This is a genomic window from Bacteroides togonis (genome assembly GCF_900130135.1).
GTDB classification, from domain to species: domain Bacteria; phylum Bacteroidota; class Bacteroidia; order Bacteroidales; family Bacteroidaceae; genus Bacteroides; species Bacteroides pullorum.
This window is the reverse complement of the sequence record NZ_LT670820.1, coordinates 2183276-2203715: the sequence shown is the minus strand read 5'-3', so window position 1 is coordinate 2203715 and position 20440 is coordinate 2183276. Positions and strand designations below refer to the sequence as shown.

Below are 20440 nucleotides of genomic sequence, written 5' to 3'. Positions count from 1 at the left end.
AGAATAGGAAATGAGAACGATTTGTCTTTATTTTGAAATACATCAGATTATTCATTTGAAACGTTATCGTTTCTTTGATATCGGCACAGATCATTATTACTACGATGACTATGCCAATGAGACCAGTATCAGTGATGTGGCTGAGCATTCATATATTCCCGCGTTGAGTGCCTTGATCGACATGGTGAAGAACTCCGGCGGTGCTTTCAAGGTTGCTTTGTCTATTTCAGGTGTAGCTTTGGAGCAATTGGAAATGTACGCTCCGTATGTCATCGACCTGTTGCATCAGCTTAACGATACGGGTTGTTGCGAATTCCTGGCCGAACCTTATTCACATGGCCTTTCTTCTTTGGCCAACGAAGATTGCTTCCGTGAAGAAGTGCTTCGTCAGAGTGCCAAGATGAAACAAATGTTTGGTAAGGCTCCTAAAGTGTTCCGTAACTCAAGCTTGATCTATAACGATGAAATCGGTGCTGTAGTAGCCGATATGGGTTTCAAGGGTATGTTGACTGAGGGGGCCAAGCATATCCTGGGATGGAAGAGTCCTCACTATGTGTACCATTGTAACATGAATCCGAACCTGAAGCTTCTGTTGCGTGATTTCAAGCTTTCAGACGATATCAGCCTCCGTTTCTCTAACTCAGATTGGAGCGAATATCCACTGTTTGCCGATAAGTATATCTCCTGGATTGACTCTCTACCGCAGGAAGAACAGGTTATCAATATCTTCATGGAACTTTGTGCGTTGGGTAAATATCAGCCATTGTCTTCCAATATTCTGGAGTTCCTCAAGGCCCTGCCGGCTTGCGCCAAGGAGAAGGGTATTACTTTCTCTACGCCGACGGAGATTGTGACGAAGCTGAAATCCGTATCTCAGCTTGATGTGCCTTATCCGTTGTCTTGGGTCGACGAAGAAAGAGATACCAGCTGCTGGTTGGGTAATGTGATGCAGCGTGAGGCGTTCAACAAGCTGTACAGTGTGGCCGAACGTGTACATCTTTGTGATGACCGCCGTATTAAGCAGGACTGGGATTATCTCCAGGCTAGCAATAACTTCCGTTTTATGACAACGAAGAGCTCCAGTATTTCCCTTTATCGTGGCATTTATGAGTCTCCTTATGATGCATTCACCAACTACATGAATATTTTGGGTGACTTTATTAAACGTGTAGATTCCTTATATCCGGTTGATATCGATAATGAGGAACTGAATGCTTTGTTGACTACGATCAAGAATCAGGGAGACGAAATTGAAGAACTGAACAAGGAACTTGAAGAAGCCCGTGCCAAGCTGGGTAAGATTGCAGCAGAAAAACCGGCTAAAAAGACGGCTGCCAAGAAACCTGCTTCAAAAACTACTACAGCAAAGAAAGCCACAAAGAAAGCGGAAGCTTAATAATGGACTTTGTGTAACAAGTTAAATAGAGAACGGTCGGTGCTTACAGACACCGGCCGTTTTTTTGTCAACTGAAGGAAAATCGCATATCAAGTGCCACTTGGCGGTTGCCATGTAGATGTTTAGCATTCTAAAGTAGCTCTTTAGAAAACCCGAGTACATGGTTATTGGGAGGAGGGGCGATATTCGGTTTCTGTGAAACTGCTTTTAAATATATTGTTCTGCTTATGATAGACAAAGGTGTAAAAAGATGGTATCACGCTTTCACCTCGACTCTTATAGCCTGAAAAACAAAAAAATATGGTGAAAGAAGAATCTTTCACCATATTTCACTATATTCTTGGAAATTGTTATTCATGAAAGCGGGTATAGGTTACTTCCAGCGTCAGTTTGGTTCCGCCGTTGTCCGGGTCGCCTCCCTGCAGTTTAGCGTAGCTGGGCTGCAAGTCGTGTTCTACAGCTGTAGTTGTTGTAGAGTTTGTTCCTGTCGATTGGGTACTGATGTTTACTGGGATGAGTAATACTTTGTTCCAATCAGGGTTTTCTTCGTTCCATTTCTTGTTCCACGCTTCTTCATCCCATGTGGTTCCTGCTTCTTCTTTTGCCTTGTCGCGTGCAGCTTTCTTTTCGTTGATGCAAGTAGATACAAGGCGAGCGATGTTTTGGAAGGTGTATTGGTTAGTCGCAACGCTATTATGAGCAGCGGTGAAAGAAGTGATGTTATCGTTCACCTTGTTTTCCTCGAAGAACGATTTCAGTTCCTGCTTGCGTAGCAGCAATACGTTGCTTGGCGCATCCATACTGAACTTGTAGTTATTCTTCTCATTATAATTGGTGAATGTCAATTTCGCTGAGTTAAGCGTGTCTTTGGACAATTCCTGATAGATTTCATCATAGGGTAGGGTTGCCTCTGTGAAGATACCGGCGGGCGACTTGATGTAAGTCCAGTTCTTTTCTTCAGCTTTCTCTTTTAACTTTTCTGAATTGGCAAACTGGTTAGCCTGTATTACTTCTTTGGTCGATGCAAACAGAGTTTCTGCACCGTAATAGATTGAATCTTCACCGATTTGTCCATTTTCATCAGTCACTTTCTTTTTGAGAGCAACTCCCAGGCTGTCTACGTAGTGGAAGCGGAACTGGAACTGGAGGTCTATGCGGTCTGCATAGAGGATGGTTCCGTCGCCGAAGTCGTTCTGGATGCAGACGCCCTTGAATACGTTGTTGATGAAGTTGTCTGCATTATCGAAATAGTTGTTTTCACCTTTTTCGTAAGCCTTGTTCAGGTCATATATCTTTTGTCCTATTTCCGTATCGAGATTGAATACGATACTGGGGGAATAGGTGTAATTGCCGTTAGAGTCTGTTTCAAAGCGAACAGAATCGGGTACGGTAGCATCATAGGCCGTATAGGCTTTTCTTCCCAAAAGGGTTCCTTTATAGTCGTTGATATTGATGTCCGTGTAGCGGTAGTGTTTGGTCCCGTCCTGGCGTTCTTGTATCCAACGATCGTTCAGTTCGTAGGCGCTCATGCGGCAGGCATTCAGGGAATCACCGAACCAGCTGCTATAATAAAGGATCAGCTTCAGTCCTGCTACATTTTCGTCTACGCGTGTACCTTTCCCCTTCAAGGTGTCTCCGCTGTAGTACTCTTCATAGAGAGGAGGCAGCGTTTCCGAGAATTTGAAGTTGTCCGTACAGTTTAGTTCGGTCAGGAAGCTGGATGTATAGGCTCCGAACTCGGGGTCGGTAAAGCGGCCTACATATCCGGTACTGGTCTTGGCATATACGGCGTCTGCCAGATAAGAATGGGTTGTGACGTCGAAAGTGATGGTATGTGCAGACATCCCGTCCGAGTCGGGGAGCATCCCCATACCCAGTGTATTGGTGGTGTCGTCGCAAGCAAAGAATACGAGAGCCGCTGTCAGCAATGCTCCTATATGCTTAAGTCTCATAGATTTCAGTTTTTGCTTTTTTTTGATGTCATTGTTCTGTTTCTGCAACCAGGTCGTAGAAGCTGTTGCAGCGGTCTGCCATGTCTTCGCCTCCTTGGTACTCCAACACGGGTTTTCCCAGACTCCGTGCGTAGTCCAGCACTTCCTGGTTCACGTGTTCGCTTTGCTGAATGACTCCGTCGGAATACTCCACAGCCAGTTTGCACAAACTGGTGAAGTCCACGGGTTCTTTCAGTTTGGCGAGGTCCTTTTTGGCGATACCCTTCAGCATCAGCTTGGTCGCAAAGTCCGGATGGAAGTTTTGTTTGAAGTCGTCCTCGTAGAGTGAGAAGATCACTTTGGAATTTCTGTACGAAGGCTCTTCCCGGTATGCCCTCTTGATGTAGAGGGGAGCCAGGGCCGTTATCCATCCGTGGCAGTGTATGATGTCGGGGCACCAACGCAGCTTTTTCACCGTTTCGAGCACTCCTCGTGCATAGAAGATGGTTCGTGCGTCGTTGTCTTCATATTCTACACCGTTTTCGTCGGTGATTTGCAGCCGGTTCTGGAAGAAGTCATCGTTGTCTATGAAGTAGACCTGCATTCGTGCAGACTGGATGGAGGCCACTTTTATGATCAGCGGGTGGTCGGTGTCGTCGATGATGAGATTCATTCCCGACAAGCGTATCACCTCATGCAGCTGGTTGCGGCGTTCGTTGATATTCCCCCATTTGGGCATGAATGTTCTGATCTCTCTGCCTTTCTCCTGGATGGCTTGCGGCAGGTTACGACCGGTTAGGGACAGTTCGGTTTCAGGAACATAGGGGGTGATTTCTTGTGTGATAAATAAAACCTTGTTAGCCTTTGTCATACTCTTCATCAATTATTGCGCAAAGTTACAAAAAAAAACGCTCACAGCGTCAAGATGGGATGGCTATAATTCCTTATGATTTGTTAAGTGCTTGTATTTCAATATTGCTTTTTCGGCTGGAAAGTTCTGTTCGGACATGCTTTTTCTACAAAAAATGCGATATTTCTTCGTTATGTGGTAAATAATAGCTTATTTTGCACCGCTTTTGAAACAACCCTGTATTTATCAAACGTTAAAAGTAATGGAAATAGTACATTCTATCAAGGACTTGCAGGCGGGACTTGCCGCTTTGCGTGCCCAGGGTAAGACGGTGGGACTGGTGCCCACTATGGGAGCTTTGCATGCGGGACATGCTTCGCTGGTTAAGCGGAGTGTGGCCGAAAACGATGCCACGGTGGTGAGCATCTTTGTCAACCCCACTCAGTTTAATGACAAGAACGATTTGGCCAAATATCCGCGTACGCTGGAGGCCGACTGCCGCCTGCTCGAGCAGTGTGGAGCTACGTTCGCCTTTGCGCCGTCGGTCGAAGAGATTTATCCCGAACCGGATACCCGTCACTTCAGCTATGCTCCGCTGGATACGGTGATGGAAGGCGCTTTCCGTCCGGGACACTTCAACGGTGTTTGCCAGATTGTGAGCAAACTGTTCGATATGGTGAAGCCCGATCGTGCCTATTTCGGCGAGAAAGACTTCCAGCAGCTGGCCATCATCCGCGAGATGGTACGTCAGATGAAGTTCCCGCTGGAGATTGTCGGTTGTCCCATCGTCCGCGAGGCCGACGGGTTGGCTTTGAGCAGCCGCAACCAGCGCCTGTCTGCTGACGAGCGTCAGACTGCGCTGAAGATTTCGCAGACACTCTTTGCCAGCGTTGAATTTGCAGCTTCGCATACGGTGGCCGAGACGCAGAAGTTCGTCGAAGACTCCATTGCTGCTGTGCCGGGTCTCCGTCTGGAGTATTTCGAACTGGTGGATGGAAATACGTTGCAGAAAATTGCCGACTGGGCCGACACGGATTATGCCGTGGGTTGCATCACCGTCTTTTGCGGCGAGGTTCGTCTCATCGACAATATCAAGTACAAGTCTTAACCCAATAAACAGAAATACGTTATGATGATTGAAGTATTGAAGTCCAAGATCCACTGTGCCCGTGTTACGGAGGCTAACCTGAACTACATGGGTAGCATTACGATTGACGAGGACCTCATGGACGCGGCCAACATGATTGCCGGCGAGAAGGTGTACATTGCCGACAACAACAATGGCGAACGTTTCGAGACTTATATCATTAAAGGTGAGCGCGGCTCCGGAAAGATTTGCCTGAACGGTGCGGCCGCACGCCGTGTGCAGCCCGATGACATCGTGATCATCATGTCCTATGCGTTGATGGATTTCGAGGAGGCCAAGTCGTTCAAGCCGACGGTCGTCTTCCCCGATCCGGCCACGAACAAGGTGGTGCGCTGAGGCTGTTTTCCTCCCTATACTGAAAATGGCACACGGATGAAACCTTGCGTTGTCCGTGTGCCATTTTTGTATCCTTACCCCTTGTGTGCCGCTGCGATGGTGTCGCGGACGCGGCGTTCGGTGGTGACGGGGCGGGTATATTCTTCTATTCGTACAGTGCCGCCCATGGACACGGCGTCGTTGTGCCAGGCCATGTCGCTTTCTACGGTTTCACGGGCGGAGAAGTGGAACTCCGTGATGCCCGTCTCGCGGGCGATGCGGGCGATGTTTCCCTCGTTCACCCCGCAGCCGGCCAGGAGCGTGATGCGTCCGGCGGCGGCTTTCTGCAATTCACGCAGCAGGGGGATGCCTTGCTCGGCAGTGGGTTGTTGTCCTGAGGTCAGGATGCGGTGGCAGCCCAAGCCGATGATGTCTTCCAGTGCACGGAAGGGGTCGCGGCAGACGTCGAAGGCACGGTGGAACGTGACCGACATGCCTTGTGCCGCCTTCATCAGCCGTCCCATCAGGGGCAGGTCTACGGTACCGTCGGCTGTCAGGCAGCCCAACACTACGCCGTCGGCACCCAGGCGCCGGGCGTTGGCGATGTCTTCCAGCATGATGCGCTCTTCGAGGGGAGAGTAGCGGAAATCGCCGCCGCGGGGGCGGATGATGACATGCAGGCGGGTGCGGTCCAGCAGGCTGCGTGCGGTGGCGATGTCTCCGAAGGAGGGGGTTGTGCCTCCTTCGGGGATGCCAGCACACAACTCCACGCGGTCCGCGCCGCCGGCCTGTGCGGCCAGGCAGCTCTCTACGCCGTTGGCGCAGACTTCGAACTGGAAGCGGGGAGGGTTCATGATTAGGGAGTCTGTTTATGTTGTTTTCAATTCGTTTTACTTCGCATAGCTGACGGCGCGTGTCTCGCGGATGACGGTGATCTTCACCTGTCCCGGATACGTCATCTCGTCCTGTATCTTCTTGGCGATTTCGCCGGACAGGCTCTCCGTCTGCTTGTCGTCTATCTTGTCGGCACCGACGATGACGCGCAGCTCGCGGCCGGCCTGGATGGCGTAGGTCTTCGTCACACCCGGATAGGACATGGCCAGCTGTTCCAGGTCGTTGAGGCGCTTGATGTAGGCTTCCACGATTTCGCGGCGTGCACCGGGTCGTGCGCCCGAGATGGCGTCGCACACCTGGACGATGGGTGCCAGCAGGCTGGTCATTTCCGTCTCGTCGTGGTGGGCACCGATGGCATTGCAGATATCCGGTTTCTCCTTATATTTCTCGGCCAGCTTCATGCCGTAGAGGGCGTGTGGCATTTCGGGTTCTTCGTCGGGCACCTTGCCGATGTCGTGCAGCAGGCCGGCGCGTTTCGCCTTCTTCGGGTTCAGTCCCAGCTCCGAGGCCATGACGGCGCAGAGGTTGGCCGTTTCGCGGGCGTGTTGCAGCAGGTTCTGGCCGTAGGACGAACGGTATTTCATCTTTCCGATGATGCGGATCAGTTCGGGGTGCAGGCCGTGGATACCCAGGTCGATGGTGGTGCGTTTGCCGGTCTCGATGATTTCTTCCTCCACCTGCTTGCGTACCTTGTTCACCACTTCCTCGATGCGGGCGGGGTGGATGCGGCCGTCGGTGACGAGCTGGTGCAGGGCCAGGCGGGCTATCTCGCGGCGCACGGGGTCGAAGGCCGAGAGGACGATGGCTTCGGGCGTGTCGTCCACCACGATTTCAACGCCGGTGGCAGCTTCCAGGGCGCGGATGTTGCGTCCTTCGCGGCCGATGATGCGGCCCTTGATTTCGTCCGATTCGATGTGGAACACGGTGACCGAGTTTTCGATGGCTGTTTCCGTGGCTACACGCTGGATGGTCTGGATGACGATGCGCTTGGCTTCCTTGTTGGCCGTCAGCTTGGCTTCGTCCATGATGTCGTTGATGTACGACTGTGCCTGCGTCTTCGCCTCTTCCTTGAGCGATTCTACCAGGCGTTCCTTCGCCTCGTCGGCCGAGAGGCCCGAGATGGTTTCCAGTTTTTCGATTTCCTGGCGTTGCAGGTGGTCCAGTTCGTCCTTCTTCTTGTCGACGATGCCCAGCTGTGCTTCCAGGTTTTCGCGGATGGCGTCGGCTTCCTGCTTCTTGCGTTGCAGTTCTTCCTGTCGTTGGTTCAGCACCAGTTCGCGTTGTTTCAGTTTGTTTTCGGCCTGTTGGATTTTCTGGTTACGGGCGGCCACTTCCTTTTCCAGGTCGGCTTTCTTGTTGAGGAACTTTTCCTTTACTTCGAGCAACTTGTTTTTCTTGATCACTTCCGCTTCGGCTTCCGCGTCCTTCAGGATGCCGTCGTATTTCGCCTTCAGGCCGTGCTTGAAGAGCACGTACGAGGCGGCGGCTCCGATGAGGAGGCAGGCGAGGGACACTACTATCGTAACTACTGTCATTTTGATAATTTGTTTTAATATGTATATAAATAAAAAAGCACTGCCGGAGTCTTCCGCCCGTCGGTCCGGGAGGGGTGGAAGGTCTCGTACAGTGCGTGGTTTTGTTTTCTCATCTGGTTTGCGGCCCGGGGGCTGCGTCGGGAGGGTTGTCCGGTGCTTCCGTTTCCTTGAAGCAGGCTTCGATCGCCTCCGTCAGTTCTTTGAGCTTCGCCGTATAGGGGGCGGTGTCGTTCCGCTGTTCCATCCGCAGGGTTTCCAGTGCAAACTGGTAGGCCACCATGCCGAGCAGCTGTTCGTTGCTCGCTTCCGGGTAGTAGTCCCTATACTGTTTGAGCCTGACATTGACCTGTCGGGCGGCTTCCCTGACCGTTTCCTCGTCGTCGCGGCGGATGCTGAGGGGGTAGGTGGTGCCTGCCATGAGCAGGTGTATCTTTATCTTATCGTTCATACATCTTCGTCTCCTTCGTTATTCATTCAGCAGGGCGATGCATTTGTCGACTTCACGCACTAATTTTGACAATCGCAGCTTCGTCTCTTTCACGTCGCTGCCGTTAAGGCTGATTGTCGTAGCTGTTTTTAGGTCGGTGTAGCGTTTTTCCAGGGCCCGGTAGGCGGCTTGCGAGGCGGCGCAGTCGGCCCGGCAGGCGTTCAGGAGCTCCTTCAGACGCGCGTTTTCGCGCCGCTGTTCATCGTGCAGATAAATCAGGTGGCGCAGCCGTGCTTCAAAGGTTTTCAGTAGCTCTTTTTCTTCTTCTGTCATCTCTACACCAAAATTGTACACAAAAATACGATTTACTTGGATATTACAAAAACTTTTTGCCGAAAATTCGCGTTTTCGGCGAAATTATTGCGAATGTGGCGGGCGGACGCACCGTGGTGCGTCCCTACATCCAAAAAAAGGGGCTTGCGCCCCTTTCATTTTCCATTCTCCATTACAGCGGGCTTCCGCCTTCGCCCTCGTCGCCGCCCGGCTCTTCGGGTTCGGGTTGTGGTGTGTCGGTGCCGCCTTCATCCGGCGTGTCGGTGTCAGTGGTGTCATCTGTCGTCTTGCCCACGCCGCGGCGCGAGAGTACCAGCGTGTACTGCGAAATGAGGGCGTTCACCGTCGTGGCGATGGCGGTCACTTCGGCCAGCGTCTCTTCGTCCGGCGCGAGGACGGTCGACTGGATGTAGAGGGCGTTCACGATGTCGGCCACGTCGGCATAGGCCGCTTCCATCGCCGCGCGGGCCACTTTCATGTCGGGCGCCGAGGTGTTGCGCGCGTAGCGTTCGTCGGCGCGGGCAGTGTAGAGGGCGTCGAAGTCGTCGTTCGCCGCCTTCAGGTCGGCCACGAGCTGCGCGGCGCCCACTTGCTCTACCGACGGGGCGTAGTGGTCGGACTCCAGCTTGTCGACGATGTCGCGCACGGCAGTGGTGTTTTCGGTGTAGGGCAGGGTCGTCGGGTTCTGCGAGCCGACGGCTTCGAGACAGCGTGCGGCTGCGGCGGACGTGTCGGCGTCGGGGTCGAGCTCGGCGGACTGGAGGTGGAGCTTCAGGCGGCGGAAGAGGTTGTCGCGCGCGTTGTCTTTCTGCACCAGCGTATCGGTGTCGACGTACTTCGTCGTGCGCGTGTAGCTGGCGTTTTCGTCGGCCAGGGCGGCGGTCATGCGCTGGTGGTAGGCGAGGAAGTTGTGTTTCGTGGCGAATTCCTTCGAAATGGCTTCGACGAGTTTGTTGAACAGGTAGTCGTGTTCCGCGTTGCGGGAATAGCCGATGTACGGAATTTTTGGACTGATGATTTGCATAGGGCTTGAAAATTTAAAGTTAAACAATCTTTTTCTTCTGTTTTTCTCCGTCGACGGGATTTCCGGGCTGTCCGCGCGTTCAGAGAAGCTTTCGACGGGATTTCCGGGCTGTCCGAGCGTTCGGAGAGACTTTCGACGAGAATTCTCGGCTGTACGCGCATTCGGAGAGACTTTCGACGAGAATTCTCGGCTGTCCGCGCGTTCGGAGAAGCTTTCGACGAGATTTCCGGGCTGTCCGCGCGTTCGGAGAGGCTTTCGACGAGATTTCTCGGCTGTCCGCGCGTTCGGAGAAGCTTTCGACGAGATTTCTCGGCTGTCCGCGCGTTCGGAGAAGCTTTCGACGAGATTTCTTGACTCCCCGAGCGTTCGGACGGCCCGACGGTTTACTGTTTCTTCAAGGTAGGCAGCGCTCCGGTGAGTTCGTAACGCCACTCTGAGTATTGCAAGGCGGCGTTCATGGCTTCAACGGCCGTCTGCCAGGTAACGGTCGTGCCGTCCACTTTTGTGGGAGTGCCGGTGCCGTCATTGATGCCGATGCCGTTGCCATCATAGTTGCTCCAGTAGCAGGCGGTTATGATGCTGGAGTTGTATCCCGCCACACTGCCGACAAAGTCTCCCTTACTCGTGACATCTCCCGAGGCATTGTAGCAGGCGGTCATGAGGTCCGTATATCCCACCAGGCCGCCGACAAAGTTGGCGCCGGAGACACTGCCCGAGGCATGATAGCAGGCGGTCACGGAGCTATTGTTGTATCCCACCACGCCGCCGACATTGTTCCCCATACCCGTGACATCTCCCGAGGCGGTGCAGCCGGACACGGAGCTATTGTTGTATCCCACCACGCCACCGACATTGCTGTTGCCGGATACAGTACCCGAAACGGTACAGCCGGTCACAATGTTTAAGTAGTCGTCGGTAGATCCTACCACGCCGCCGACATTGTCGTGGCCGGTTATATTCACATTCTCCAGCGTCAGGTTCTTTACCGTGCCTCTTCCACCGATACATCCAAACAGACCCACATGGTCCGTTCCAGACTGGTTGATGGTCAGCCCCGTGATGGTATGTCCACCGCCGTCGAAGGTGCCGGTGTATCGTTTAGAATAGCCGTTTGTGCCTATCGGCGTCCAGTTATTCTCGCCTTCTGCAACCGTGGGCAAGGTGATGTCGGCGGCAAGGATGCAGTTCAGCGAGAGATTGCTCTGTGCAGCCTCTGCCCATGCCTTCAGACCGTCGGCGGTGTAAACGGTGTAGGTGTTATTGTCGTAGCTGTAACCCTTGGTTAGCAGTCGCGAGGCCGTCAGCTTGCCGCCGTCGGTGAGGAGGAGGGAGACGTCGAGCAGGGCGTAGCCCGCTTCGGTGGGAGGCGTCACGGTGACGGTGATGTCTTCTCCGCTCTTCGCTACCTTGGCGCTCCAGTCACTGCCGTCGGCACGGGTCAGCACGGCGTCGGCGTCCACGGGCGTCGCTTGCGCCACGATGCTACTATATTCTATGCCCTCGTCGATGGAGAGGTAGAGGGTGGTCGCTTCGTTGACAGGCACCGTGGCGTTGTCGAAACTCTCGAGGGTTTCGCCCTTGGCCAGGATGCAGAAGGGCTGGTAGGCGGCGACCTTGAAAGAACCGCCGTCATTGGCTAAGGTAAAAACGTAATAGTTTCCTTCCTTTTTGGGCGCTTCGGCGAACCAGGTGTCGCCGTTCGTGCCGTCCTTGCCGCTGACGCGGTACCACGTCGCGCCGCCGTCCACGCTCAGGTACCAGGCATCGGCGATCGTCGTGCCGCTGTCGGTCTGGACGGTACCGCTTGCAGGGATGTTGCTACCCAGCAGGATTTGCGGCGTGGGGGCGGAAGTGCCGTCGTTGCCTTGCGGGCCTTCGGGGCCTGTGGCTCCGTCTTCGCCGTCTTCACCGTCGGCTCCGTCCAGTCCGTTGGCGCGGATGGGGTTGCCTTGGGCGTCGGTCAGGAGTTCGCCGTTCAGCGTCCAGTACCAGTTGCCGTCCTCCGCCTGCGCGAGGCCTATCTGCGGCGTCTGTCCGTCGGCTCCGTCGGCACCGTCCTCGCCCTTCGCACCGTTATAGATGGTGATGGGGTCGGAGTGCAGGAAAGTGATGGTGTAGCCCACCGTCTGGCCGCCTTCGCTGACGGCGCTGACGCCGGTGATCATGTCCGTGGTGTTCAGCAGCTCCTGCATGGCTGCGATGCTTTGGTTGGTCTGTTCCTGCCATTTTTCCAGCGCGGCGAGGCGCTCTTCGTGGTCGTTCACTTTGTCCCAGAGGGCGGAGTCGTCGTAGTCGTCCGCGCAGGCGGCCGGCAGCAGCATCATCGCCACCGCCGCCAGCGTTTGCATGAATGTTCTTTTATACATACTTATCTTTATTGGTATTTGCGGCACAAAGTACAAAATGAATTAAGATTATGCAAACATCTCGCGAAAAAAATGGATACGCGGACGATGTAGGGACGCACCACCCCTGTCATGTTGAGCGGCGGGCAGGGGGTAGAACGTTTTCAGGCCGTCCCGAAATGAAAGTCAGTGTTCATCCCGAGACGGCCTGAAGGGAAAATCCGTTTCCGGCAGGGGGGGCGGGGCGTCAGCGTCCGCTGTCGGCAATCATCTGCCGGATCTTGTTGTTCAAGTCGTCGGCGGCCATGAGTTGTTCCAGCGTCAGGTGCATGCGGTAGCGCCAGTAGTGGCGTGGGTTGGCAGGCACGTTGATGCGCTCTTCGGCCACGTTGGGGTTGCGCAGCTGCCCGTCGATCGACATCCAGTCCTGGAAGGAGAGGATGCTGAGCATGGAGTTGCTCGTCAGATGGGCGCACACTACCTGTTCGCACAGTTCGGGCGTGGCCACGGCAGGGGCAGTGCCGTAGTGGCCTAGGACGTGGTTGTAGTAGCGCTGCGTCTGCTGGGCGTCTTCCTCCCACCAGCCACGCAGGGTGGACATGTCGTGGGTGGAGATGGTGCAGACGGAACGGTAGGGATACCATTCGGGGTGTCCGAACTCCTGGCTGGGGTCCTTAGGCATGCGCTGTATCTCGAGCGAGAGGATGCGTAGCTCGTTCATCACCCACGCCACGCAGGCGGGAATCATGCCGAGGTCTTCGCCGCAGACGAGCATGCGGGTGGACTGCGTCAGCTGCGGGAGCTTCTTCATGGCCTGCTGCCCCCAGAAATCGTTATGGCGGTGGTAGTAGTATTGGTCGTAGAGGCGGTTGAAGGCGGCTTTCTCCCAGTCGTTCAGCGAGCGGTAGATGTAGTCGTGCTGTACGCCGATGCGTGGATGGTATTTCGAGGGATCGTTACGGTCGGATACGAACAGAACGTCGCTGATGAGGGCGTAAAGGCCGTCGCGTATCCAGATGCTGTCGTCGTCGGTCTTGCCGTCGAAGTAGGCTTCCACTTTGCGCTGTGTGTCGAACTCGGGACGCATACGGTAGACTTCCCACGTGTCGGTGGGCTCGATGAAGGTCTGCTTCACGTAGTCGGTGTGCGGGCCGAACATTTGTCCGAGGAAGTATTCGTGTATGTAGGGTCTCAGGAACTCGGGGCGGAAGCCGAGGCCGTAGCTCTCGATTTCTTCACGCGTCATGGGCAGGGCGGGGACGAACTGTCCCAGCAGGCCGTGGATGGCGTCCATCGGAATCTCCCAGATGCGGAAGAAGCCCAGGATGTGGTCGATGCGGTAGGCGTCGAAGTATTCGGACATTTTGCGGAAACGCTTCATCCACCAGGCATAGCCGTCTTGCTCCATCACGTCCCAGTTGTAGGTGGGGAGGCCCCAGTTCTGTCCGTTGGCAGAGAAGTCGTCGGGCGGGGCACCTGCCTGTCCGTTCAGGTTGAAGTAATGGGGCTCCTTCCAGGCTTCGACACTGTTGCGGCTGATGCCGATGGGAATATCGCCCTTGAGCACCACTCCGTTGGCACGGGCATGGCGGGTAGCAGCTAGCAGCTGGCGGTGGAGCTGGTACTGGATGTAGTAGTAGATGGCGATATGCGGGTAATCGGCCGACTGGGGATTGCATAGAGCGTCGATATCTTCCTGGTGGTAGGCGCTGTAGCGCGGCCACTCGCGGAAGTTAGGTGTCCGGTAGGCGTCGCGCAGATAGCTGAAGACGGCATAGGGTTGGAGCCATTCCTTGTTGGCCTCGAAGAAGGCGCGGAAGTCTTCAGACGCCAGTACGGCTTCACCTTCCTGGGCGAAGATCAGGCGAAAATATTCCCACTTGGCTTCGTTGACGGCTTCGTAGTCGATGGCGGGCAGGGCATTCAGTTCCTGGCGTCGCTGTTCGAACTGCTCCATTTTCTCGCGGTCGTCCAAGGTACCCAGTTGTCGCAGGTCGGTGTACATGGGGTGGAAGGCGTAGATGGAGATGCTGCTGTAGGGATAAGAGTCGGTCCATGAGTGAGTCATGGTCGTGTCGTTGATCGGGAGAATCTGCACGGCCTTCTGGTGGGTTTTGACGGCCCAGTCGATCATCTTCATCAGGTCACCGAAGTCGCCCACGCCGAAGCTGCCTTCGGAGCGGAGGGAGAAGACGGGGATGGCCGTGCCGGCACCCTTCCAGGCAGGCAGACTGAAGTAGACGTAGCGGTCGCCTACAACCAGTGTCTCGGCGTCGCCCAGTTTCGGATCGGCCAAATAGCGGTTGGGATTGTTTTCCCAAGCCACGACGCGGCTTTCTTCTTTCTTATAGAGGACGAATTTGTATTCCAGCGGGAAGGTCAGGTCGGAGGCGTCGATTTCCACCTGCCATTCGGGGAAGTTGGCGTCGCTCATCAGGATGGCTTTGTCGGGATTCCATCCGCCCAGGGCGTCCACACTTCCACACACAGCCAGTGCATGTCCGCTGTCAATGCAGGGCGCGTAGGCTTTGAGGACCAGGCTGCGTTGGCATCCCCGTGGGGCTGCTTCGCGGTCGTGATGGGCCAGGAGCGACTCAGTGAAGGCCGAGGTGTAGAAATACTGCTGTTCCGGCAGGTTCTTCCAGCTGTCTTCCAGACGGTAGGTCTTGGCGGGATCGTCGGAGACGTACAAGACACGCGGCAGGCTGTTCCATTCGTTGCGGACGGCTTGTCCGTCGCGGTAGACATGGTAACTGTAATGGATTTCTTTCGTTTCGGGTAGTCCGATTTCGACTTCCGCTGTCCAGTGTATACCGTCCACTGTATGCATGGGAACGGCTTGTCCGGGCATGTTACTTCCTAATTCGGGGACGGAACCCAGGACTTTGATTTCCTCTCCCCAACTGGTACGATATTCGATGTTGAATGAAAGTATCATATTATTAGATTTATATGAACGACAATAGCTGCATTGACTATGCAAGTATAGAAAATATTCTTCATAGTCATGCAGCTATCGTTGTCCAAGTATTTTAAAATCCTATGCAAACGTTTGTGTTTGCAGCCCGTTTATCCGCAGCGGGAAGCACCGCAAGTCTTGCAGATGAGGCAGCCTTCCTGGTAGACGAGACTCTCATTGCCGCAGTTGGGACATTTCTGACCCTTGGCCTCTGTGCCGTCGAGCACATATTTTTTCAAGGCACGTTCTACACCGTTTTTCCAGGTGTTGATGTTTTCGCTGTCAAGCTGTAGGGATCCTACCAGCTTGATGACCTGCTCGATAGGCATGCGGTAGCGTAGTACGCCTGAGATAAGCTTGGCGTAGTTCCAGTATTCCTTATTGAACTTCTCGGACAAGCCTTCAATCGTGACTTTGTAGCCGCGCTTGTTCTCGAACTGGAAGTCGTAACGCTTGATACCGTTTTCGTCAACATTCTTGATGATGTGGCCTGAAACGACATTCTTGGGGAGTACGATACCTTCGTCATCGTCAAGCACACCGGTGAAAATTTCGTAGGGGTGTCCGTTGAGCAGGCCCACGAAAGCCACCCATTTTTCTTTATTGTTCTGGAAGCGTACCACTTCGGCGTCGAGCACTTTGGGGCGTGTTTCGACAATCGTAGGCGGTTTGCAGGGGGGCAATTCGTCTTTCTTGTCGCTTTTGGTAGAGATGAGCACGCCCGAGCGTGAACCGTCGCGGTAGACGGTACATCCCTTGCAACCCGAACGCCAGGCTTCTACATAGAGACGGTTGACCAGTTCTTCGTCGACATTGTTGGGCAGGTTGATGGTGACGCTGATGGAGTGGTCCACCCACTTCTGCACGCGTCCTTGCATTTTGACTTTCATCAGCCAGTCTACGTCGTTGGACGTGGCTTTATAATAGGGTGAGCGTGTCACCATTTCGTCGATTTCTTCTTGGGTATAACGCTTGGCAGGGTTAAGGCCCTGAGCTTCCATCCAAGTGACGAACTTCGGGTGGAACACTACATATTCTTCGAATGCGTCACCGGTTTCGTCTACAAAGTCGATACGGACGTTGGTGTCGTTGGGGTTTACTTTGCGACGGCGTTTGTATACCGGCAGGAACACAGGCTCAATACCCGAGGTGGTTTGCGTCATCAGGCTGGTGGTTCCGGTAGGAGCGATGGTTAGGCAGGCGATATTGCGTCGACCGTATTGGGCCATTTCTTCGTAGAGCTCAGGATCGGCTTCACGCAGGCGGTTGATGAACGGATTGTTCTTTTCGCGTTCGGTGTCGTAGATTTCGAATGCTCCGCGTTCTTTTGCCATTTCGACCGACGAGCGGTAAGCGCTCAGGGCGATGGTCTTGTGTACTTGTTCAGAGAAAGCTGTTGCTTCTTCCGTACCATAGCGCAGGTTTAGAGCAGCCAGCATATCGCCTTCGGCCGTGATACCTACCCCGGTACGGCGTCCTTGGCCACTCTTTTTGTAGATCTTTTGCCATAGAGTACGTTCTGTTTCCTTGACAGCATCGCTTTCCGGATCGGAGTCTATCTTTTCCATGATCCGTTCGATTTTTTCCAACTCCAGGTCGATAATGTCGTCCATGATTCGCTGTGCCAAGGCTACATGTTTCTTGAACAGCTCGAAGTCGAAATAAGCGTCGGGTTTGAATGGATTGACCACGTAAGAATAGAGATTGATAGCCAGCAGGCGGCAGGAATCGTACGGACAGAGGGGAATCTCACCGCAAGGATTGGTAGATACAGTGCGGTAGCCCAAGTCTGCATAACAGTCAGGGACAGATTCGCGGATGATGGTGTCCCAGAACAGTACGCCGGGTTCGGCAGACTTCCATGCGTTGTGGACAATCTTCTTCCACAGAGTACTTGCATCTATGGTTTTCTTTACAAGCGGATTGGGGCTGTCGATGGGGTATTGTTGTACATAAGGAGTACCGCTGACGGCGGCTTCCATGAATGCGTCATCCAGTTTCACCGAAACATTAGCGCCTGTCACCTTGCCTTCAGTCATTTTGGCGTCGATGAAAGCTTCAGAATCGGGATGTTTGATGGAAACGCTGAGCATCAGGGCACCACGGCGTCCGTCTTGTGCTACCTCGCGGGTGGAGTTCGAATAGCGTTCCATGAAAGGAACCAAACCGGTGGAAGTGAGGGCCGAGTTCTTTACCGGAGATCCTTTGGGACGGATGTGTGAAAGATCGTGGCCTACGCCGCCGCGTCTTTTCATCAGCTGTACTTGTTCTTCGTCGATTTTGAAGATGGCGCCGTAAGAGTCGGCTTCACCGTCTACTCCAATTACGAAGCAGTTGGACAGAGAAGCAACCTGGTAATTGTTTCCGATGCCTGTCATGGGGCTTCCTTGTGGAACGATGTATTTGAAGTGATCCAACAACTTGAACAACTCTTCGGCGCTCAAGGAATTGGGATACTTGGCCTCAATACGAGCCACTTCGTTTGCGATACGCCAATGCATGTCTTCTGGTGACTTTTCGTAAATATTGCCGAAGGAGTCCTTGACGGCATATTTGTTCACCCATACCCTGGCAGCCAGTTCATCGCCTTGGAAGTATTGTAAAGATGCTTCAAAGGCTTCCTGATAAGTAAAAGTTCTCTTTTCCACGATGGTCTATTCTTTTAGATTTTATTGATTCAATTAGCAATATTGTAGAAGTTTTGCCATTGGCTAACAAATGTGTTTGCAAATCTATGAATGTTTTTCCATCCGACAAAATAAATAGTCATGTTTTTATCAACAGATTGTAAGTTTCTTGTTTATAACTGTTATCTGTCTGTATTTTAGAAGTTTACTATTTTGGGATATATGGGAAAGTTTTCAAAAAAGAAAAGCAGTGAGCATATGAGAAGATTCTTGAATTGTTTTTTAGGTATGGAGTGGGGAAGGATTATGCCTAGAAAGAGGGTAATTACTTAAATCTTTTATATATTTGCAGAAAAAAGAAAAAGTATGGGAAGCTTGAAACAGAGAAAAACAATCCGTAAATATCAGCAGAAGGACATTCCTGCTGATTTGTTAAATGATTTACTTGAAACGGCGTTTCGTGCATCGACCGTTGGAAACATGCAGACCTATAGCGTGGTGGTGACCCGCGATGCCGACCGGAAGGCCAAACTGGCTCCGGCACATTTCAATCAGCCAATGGTGACAGCTGCGCCGGTTGTACTTACTTTCTGTATAGATTTGAACCGGTTTAGCAAATGGTGTCGGCAGCGTCAGGCCGAGCCGGGGTATAATAACTTTGAATGGTTTGTAACGGGAGCTGTTGATGCCTTGCTGGCTGCTCAGACATTTTGCGTGGCCGCCGAGGAAAAAGGATTGGGTATTTGCTATTTGGGTACTACTACATACAATCCTCATTTGATTATTGAAGCACTGGAGTTGCCGGAGTTGGTGTTCCCCATCACGACCGTTACAGTGGGATGGCCGGCTGAAGATCCTGCGCAAGTTGACCGTTTGCCATTGGAAGCGGTAGTTCATGAAGAAGTTTATCACGACTATACGCCTGAGGATATTGACCGTTTGTATGCTTATAAAGAATCATTGCCTGAGAATAGACAGTATGTGACAGAAAATGGTAAAGCGACTTTAGCCCAAGTCTTTACGGATGTTCGCTATACGAAAAAAGATGCAGAAGCCATGTCTGAATTGTTATGGAATATAATGAAAAAGCAGGGATTTTAATCCCTGCTTTTTCATCGTTATGAGTTTACTTTAATCCTATTGTTGTTTCAAGGCCGTCTGTATCTCTTCTAATTCTGCTTGGAAACTTTTACTTACTTCTTTCAGCTCACTGATCGTCTTGCAGGCATGTAGAACGGTTGCATGGTCTTTGTTGCCTATTAAAGAACCAATTTTGGCCGTTGAGAAGTCTGTGTAATTTTTAGCCAGGTACATGGCAATCTGTCGTGCCTGTACCACTTCTCGCTTTCTGGATTTTGTATGGATGGCACTTGTATCCAGACCAAAGTGCTTGCATACCGTATTGATGATATTGTCTATCGTTATGGCTTTACTTTCGTTCTGGGTAACTTTACGTACAATCCGTTGAGCCAGTTCCAAATCTACATCTTTATTGTAGATGGTTGAATGGGCCATGATGGAGATAATGATACCTTCCAGATCGCGTACGCTGTCACTTACGTTTTCTGCGATATAATTAATAACTTCTGGAGGGAATTGCAAACCGTCACGACGTATTTTGTTGCGTAAGATATCTTTGCGCAGTTCGACGGTCGGCTTTTCGAGCTCGGCAACCATACCCCACTTAAAACGAGTGACGAGGCGTTCTTCCATACCTTGTAGGAGTACGGGGGCACGATCCGAAGTTAGGATAAGCTGTTTCCCGTTCTGATGTAGATGGTTGAAGATGTGAAAGAACGTGTTTTGAGTTTTGGTAACTCCAGCAAATTCCTGGATATCATCGATGATCAGCACGTCAATTGTCTGGTAGAAGTTGATGAAGTCGTTAGTCGTATTGTTGCGTACGGAGTCCGTGTATTGCACCTGAAATAAGTGGGCCGAGACATACAACACCCGTTTTTCAGGGTAAAGTTCCTTAATTTTGGTTCCGATGGCATTGGCGAGGTGAGTTTTCCCTACGCCAGATGCTCCATAGAAGAATAGCGGATTGAAAATGGTTTTGGCCGGATTGAGTGCAACAGCTTCTGCCACACTACGTGACAGTTTGTTGCTTTCTCCCTCTATGAATGTTTCGAAATTGTAATCTCTATTCAGGTGAGGGTCGAGTTCGGTTATTTGTGGTGTCTGCGGAATGTCTTTGGTTGTAGTCTTGCGTACAGCAGATACCGGAGTGGACGAACCGGAATGAGTAGGCAGAGGAACAGCTGTAGGTGGGTTTTTAACCACCATTACACTGTACATCAATTTGGTTCTTTCGCCAAAAACCTTATGAATTGTTTGGCGTAGCAAATCCAGGAATTTCTCTTCCAGAAATTCATAAAAGAATTGGCTCGGCACCTGCAATACCAAGGTATCGTCCTCAAATTTTAATGGGACGATTGGACAAAACCAAGTTTTATATGTCTGTTCAGGAACGTTGTCGCGAATGATGTCAAGACACGCGTTCCATAGTCCGACATGATTGTTTTTACTCATAACGGCTATCTACATTTATCAATTTAGCGAAACTTCTACGTTTGCAAAATTGGGTATCTTATTTGAAAAAAACAAATGCTTTTTTTCTTGCTTTTTTCATTCAATGAATAAGGTCTTTACTT

15 protein-coding genes are annotated in these 20440 nt (G+C 52.3%); 4 read left to right on the top strand and 11 right to left on the bottom strand.

Translation table 11 applies throughout. The features are described 5' to 3' along the window. Positions 1-10 precede the first annotated feature (10 nt). Positions 11-1396, top strand: coding sequence for a glycoside hydrolase family 57 protein (locus tag BQ8005_RS09435; protein ID WP_075317867.1), 1386 nt, complete (start codon positions 11-13; stop codon positions 1394-1396). A 350-nt stretch (positions 1397-1746) separates the two neighbouring features. On the opposite strand, the gene BQ8005_RS09430 is transcribed toward BQ8005_RS09435, so the two are convergent. Then, positions 1747-3348: a BamH family beta-barrel-assembly machinery protein gene (locus BQ8005_RS09430; RefSeq protein WP_075319095.1), complete on the bottom strand. Its 1602-nt coding sequence runs from the start codon at positions 3346-3348 to the stop codon at positions 1747-1749. A 28-nt stretch (positions 3349-3376) separates the two neighbouring features. Then, a complete protein-coding gene (locus tag BQ8005_RS09425) occupies positions 3377-4198 on the bottom strand; it encodes a glycogen/starch synthase (protein ID WP_075319093.1) in 822 nt (273 codons plus the stop codon). 241 nt (positions 4199-4439) lie between these two features. Between BQ8005_RS09425 and panC the strand changes: the two genes are divergently transcribed. Both panC and panD read left to right on the top strand, forming a co-directional pair. After that, the gene (gene panC / locus BQ8005_RS09420; protein WP_021846558.1) at positions 4440-5285 is read left to right on the top strand and encodes a pantoate--beta-alanine ligase; all 846 of its coding nucleotides are present in this window, start codon (positions 4440-4442) and stop codon (positions 5283-5285) included. Positions 5286-5306: 21 nt separating this feature from the next. Further along, the gene (panD, locus tag BQ8005_RS09415; RefSeq protein ID WP_021846557.1) at positions 5307-5660 is read left to right on the top strand and encodes an aspartate 1-decarboxylase; all 354 of its coding nucleotides are present in this window, start codon (positions 5307-5309) and stop codon (positions 5658-5660) included. A gap of 74 nt (positions 5661-5734) precedes the next feature. On the opposite strand, the gene BQ8005_RS09410 is transcribed toward panD, so the two are convergent. From BQ8005_RS09410 to BQ8005_RS09375, 8 genes are all read right to left on the bottom strand, one after another. Then, complete coding sequence (locus tag BQ8005_RS09410) at positions 5735-6493, bottom strand: copper homeostasis protein CutC (RefSeq protein ID WP_075317866.1); 759 nt, start codon at positions 6491-6493, stop codon at positions 5735-5737. Between the two features lie 36 nt (positions 6494-6529). Then, entirely contained in the window at positions 6530-8068 is a 1539-nt protein-coding gene (gene rny / locus BQ8005_RS09405; protein WP_075317865.1) for a ribonuclease Y, read from the bottom strand. 109 nt (positions 8069-8177) lie between these two features. Further along, positions 8178-8516, bottom strand: a complete 339-nt coding sequence (locus BQ8005_RS09400; protein WP_075317864.1) for a cell division protein ZapA — start codon at positions 8514-8516, stop codon at positions 8178-8180. A gap of 18 nt (positions 8517-8534) precedes the next feature. Beyond that, complete coding sequence (locus BQ8005_RS09395) at positions 8535-8828, bottom strand: hypothetical protein (RefSeq protein WP_075317863.1); 294 nt, start codon at positions 8826-8828, stop codon at positions 8535-8537. Between the two features lie 172 nt (positions 8829-9000). After that, positions 9001-9852 carry a DUF6261 family protein gene (locus BQ8005_RS09390; RefSeq protein ID WP_075317862.1) on the bottom strand — a complete coding sequence of 284 codons (852 nt, stop codon included), beginning with the start codon at positions 9850-9852 and terminating at the stop codon, positions 9001-9003. Between the two features lie 383 nt (positions 9853-10235). Further along, a complete protein-coding gene (locus tag BQ8005_RS09385) occupies positions 10236-12218 on the bottom strand; it encodes a PL29 family lyase N-terminal domain-containing protein (protein ID WP_075317861.1) in 1983 nt (660 codons plus the stop codon). 226 nt (positions 12219-12444) lie between these two features. Continuing rightward, the gene (locus BQ8005_RS09380) at positions 12445-15135 is read right to left on the bottom strand and encodes a 4-alpha-glucanotransferase (protein ID WP_075317860.1); all 2691 of its coding nucleotides are present in this window, start codon (positions 15133-15135) and stop codon (positions 12445-12447) included. Between the two features lie 131 nt (positions 15136-15266). Next, positions 15267-17804 carry an adenosylcobalamin-dependent ribonucleoside-diphosphate reductase gene (locus tag BQ8005_RS09375; protein ID WP_075317859.1) on the bottom strand — a complete coding sequence of 846 codons (2538 nt, stop codon included), beginning with the start codon at positions 17802-17804 and terminating at the stop codon, positions 15267-15269. A gap of 345 nt (positions 17805-18149) precedes the next feature. Here BQ8005_RS09375 and BQ8005_RS09370 point away from each other — a divergent pair, with 345 nt between their 5' ends. After that, positions 18150-18884, top strand: a complete 735-nt coding sequence (locus tag BQ8005_RS09370; protein WP_075317858.1) for an NADPH-dependent oxidoreductase — start codon at positions 18150-18152, stop codon at positions 18882-18884. Positions 18885-18920: 36 nt separating this feature from the next. On the opposite strand, the gene dnaA is transcribed toward BQ8005_RS09370, so the two are convergent. After that, the gene (dnaA, locus tag BQ8005_RS09365; RefSeq protein WP_075317857.1) at positions 18921-20318 is read right to left on the bottom strand and encodes a chromosomal replication initiator protein DnaA; all 1398 of its coding nucleotides are present in this window, start codon (positions 20316-20318) and stop codon (positions 18921-18923) included. Positions 20319-20440 lie beyond the last annotated feature (122 nt).

Coding starts and splice junctions, on each gene's coding strand:
- BQ8005_RS09385 (WP_075317861.1), bottom strand. CDS start 12,218: ATGTATAAAAGAACATTCATGCAAACGCTGGCGGCGGTGGCGATGATG.
- BQ8005_RS09395 (WP_075317863.1), bottom strand. CDS start 8,828: ATGACAGAAGAAGAAAAAGAGCTACTGAAAACCTTTGAAGCACGGCTG.
- BQ8005_RS09380 (WP_075317860.1), bottom strand. CDS start 15,135: ATGATACTTTCATTCAACATCGAATATCGTACCAGTTGGGGAGAGGAA.
- BQ8005_RS09425 (WP_075319093.1), bottom strand. CDS start 4,198: ATGACAAAGGCTAACAAGGTTTTATTTATCACACAAGAAATCACCCCC.
- BQ8005_RS09390 (WP_075317862.1), bottom strand. CDS start 9,852: ATGCAAATCATCAGTCCAAAAATTCCGTACATCGGCTATTCCCGCAAC.
- BQ8005_RS09435 (WP_075317867.1), top strand. CDS start 11: ATGAGAACGATTTGTCTTTATTTTGAAATACATCAGATTATTCATTTG.
- rny (WP_075317865.1), bottom strand. CDS start 8,068: ATGACAGTAGTTACGATAGTAGTGTCCCTCGCCTGCCTCCTCATCGGA.
- BQ8005_RS09370 (WP_075317858.1), top strand. CDS start 18,150: ATGGGAAGCTTGAAACAGAGAAAAACAATCCGTAAATATCAGCAGAAG.
- panC (WP_021846558.1), top strand. CDS start 4,440: ATGGAAATAGTACATTCTATCAAGGACTTGCAGGCGGGACTTGCCGCT.
- BQ8005_RS09430 (WP_075319095.1), bottom strand. CDS start 3,348: ATGAGACTTAAGCATATAGGAGCATTGCTGACAGCGGCTCTCGTATTC.
- panD (WP_021846557.1), top strand. CDS start 5,307: ATGATGATTGAAGTATTGAAGTCCAAGATCCACTGTGCCCGTGTTACG.
- dnaA (WP_075317857.1), bottom strand. CDS start 20,318: ATGAGTAAAAACAATCATGTCGGACTATGGAACGCGTGTCTTGACATC.
- BQ8005_RS09410 (WP_075317866.1), bottom strand. CDS start 6,493: ATGAACCCTCCCCGCTTCCAGTTCGAAGTCTGCGCCAACGGCGTAGAG.
- BQ8005_RS09400 (WP_075317864.1), bottom strand. CDS start 8,516: ATGAACGATAAGATAAAGATACACCTGCTCATGGCAGGCACCACCTAC.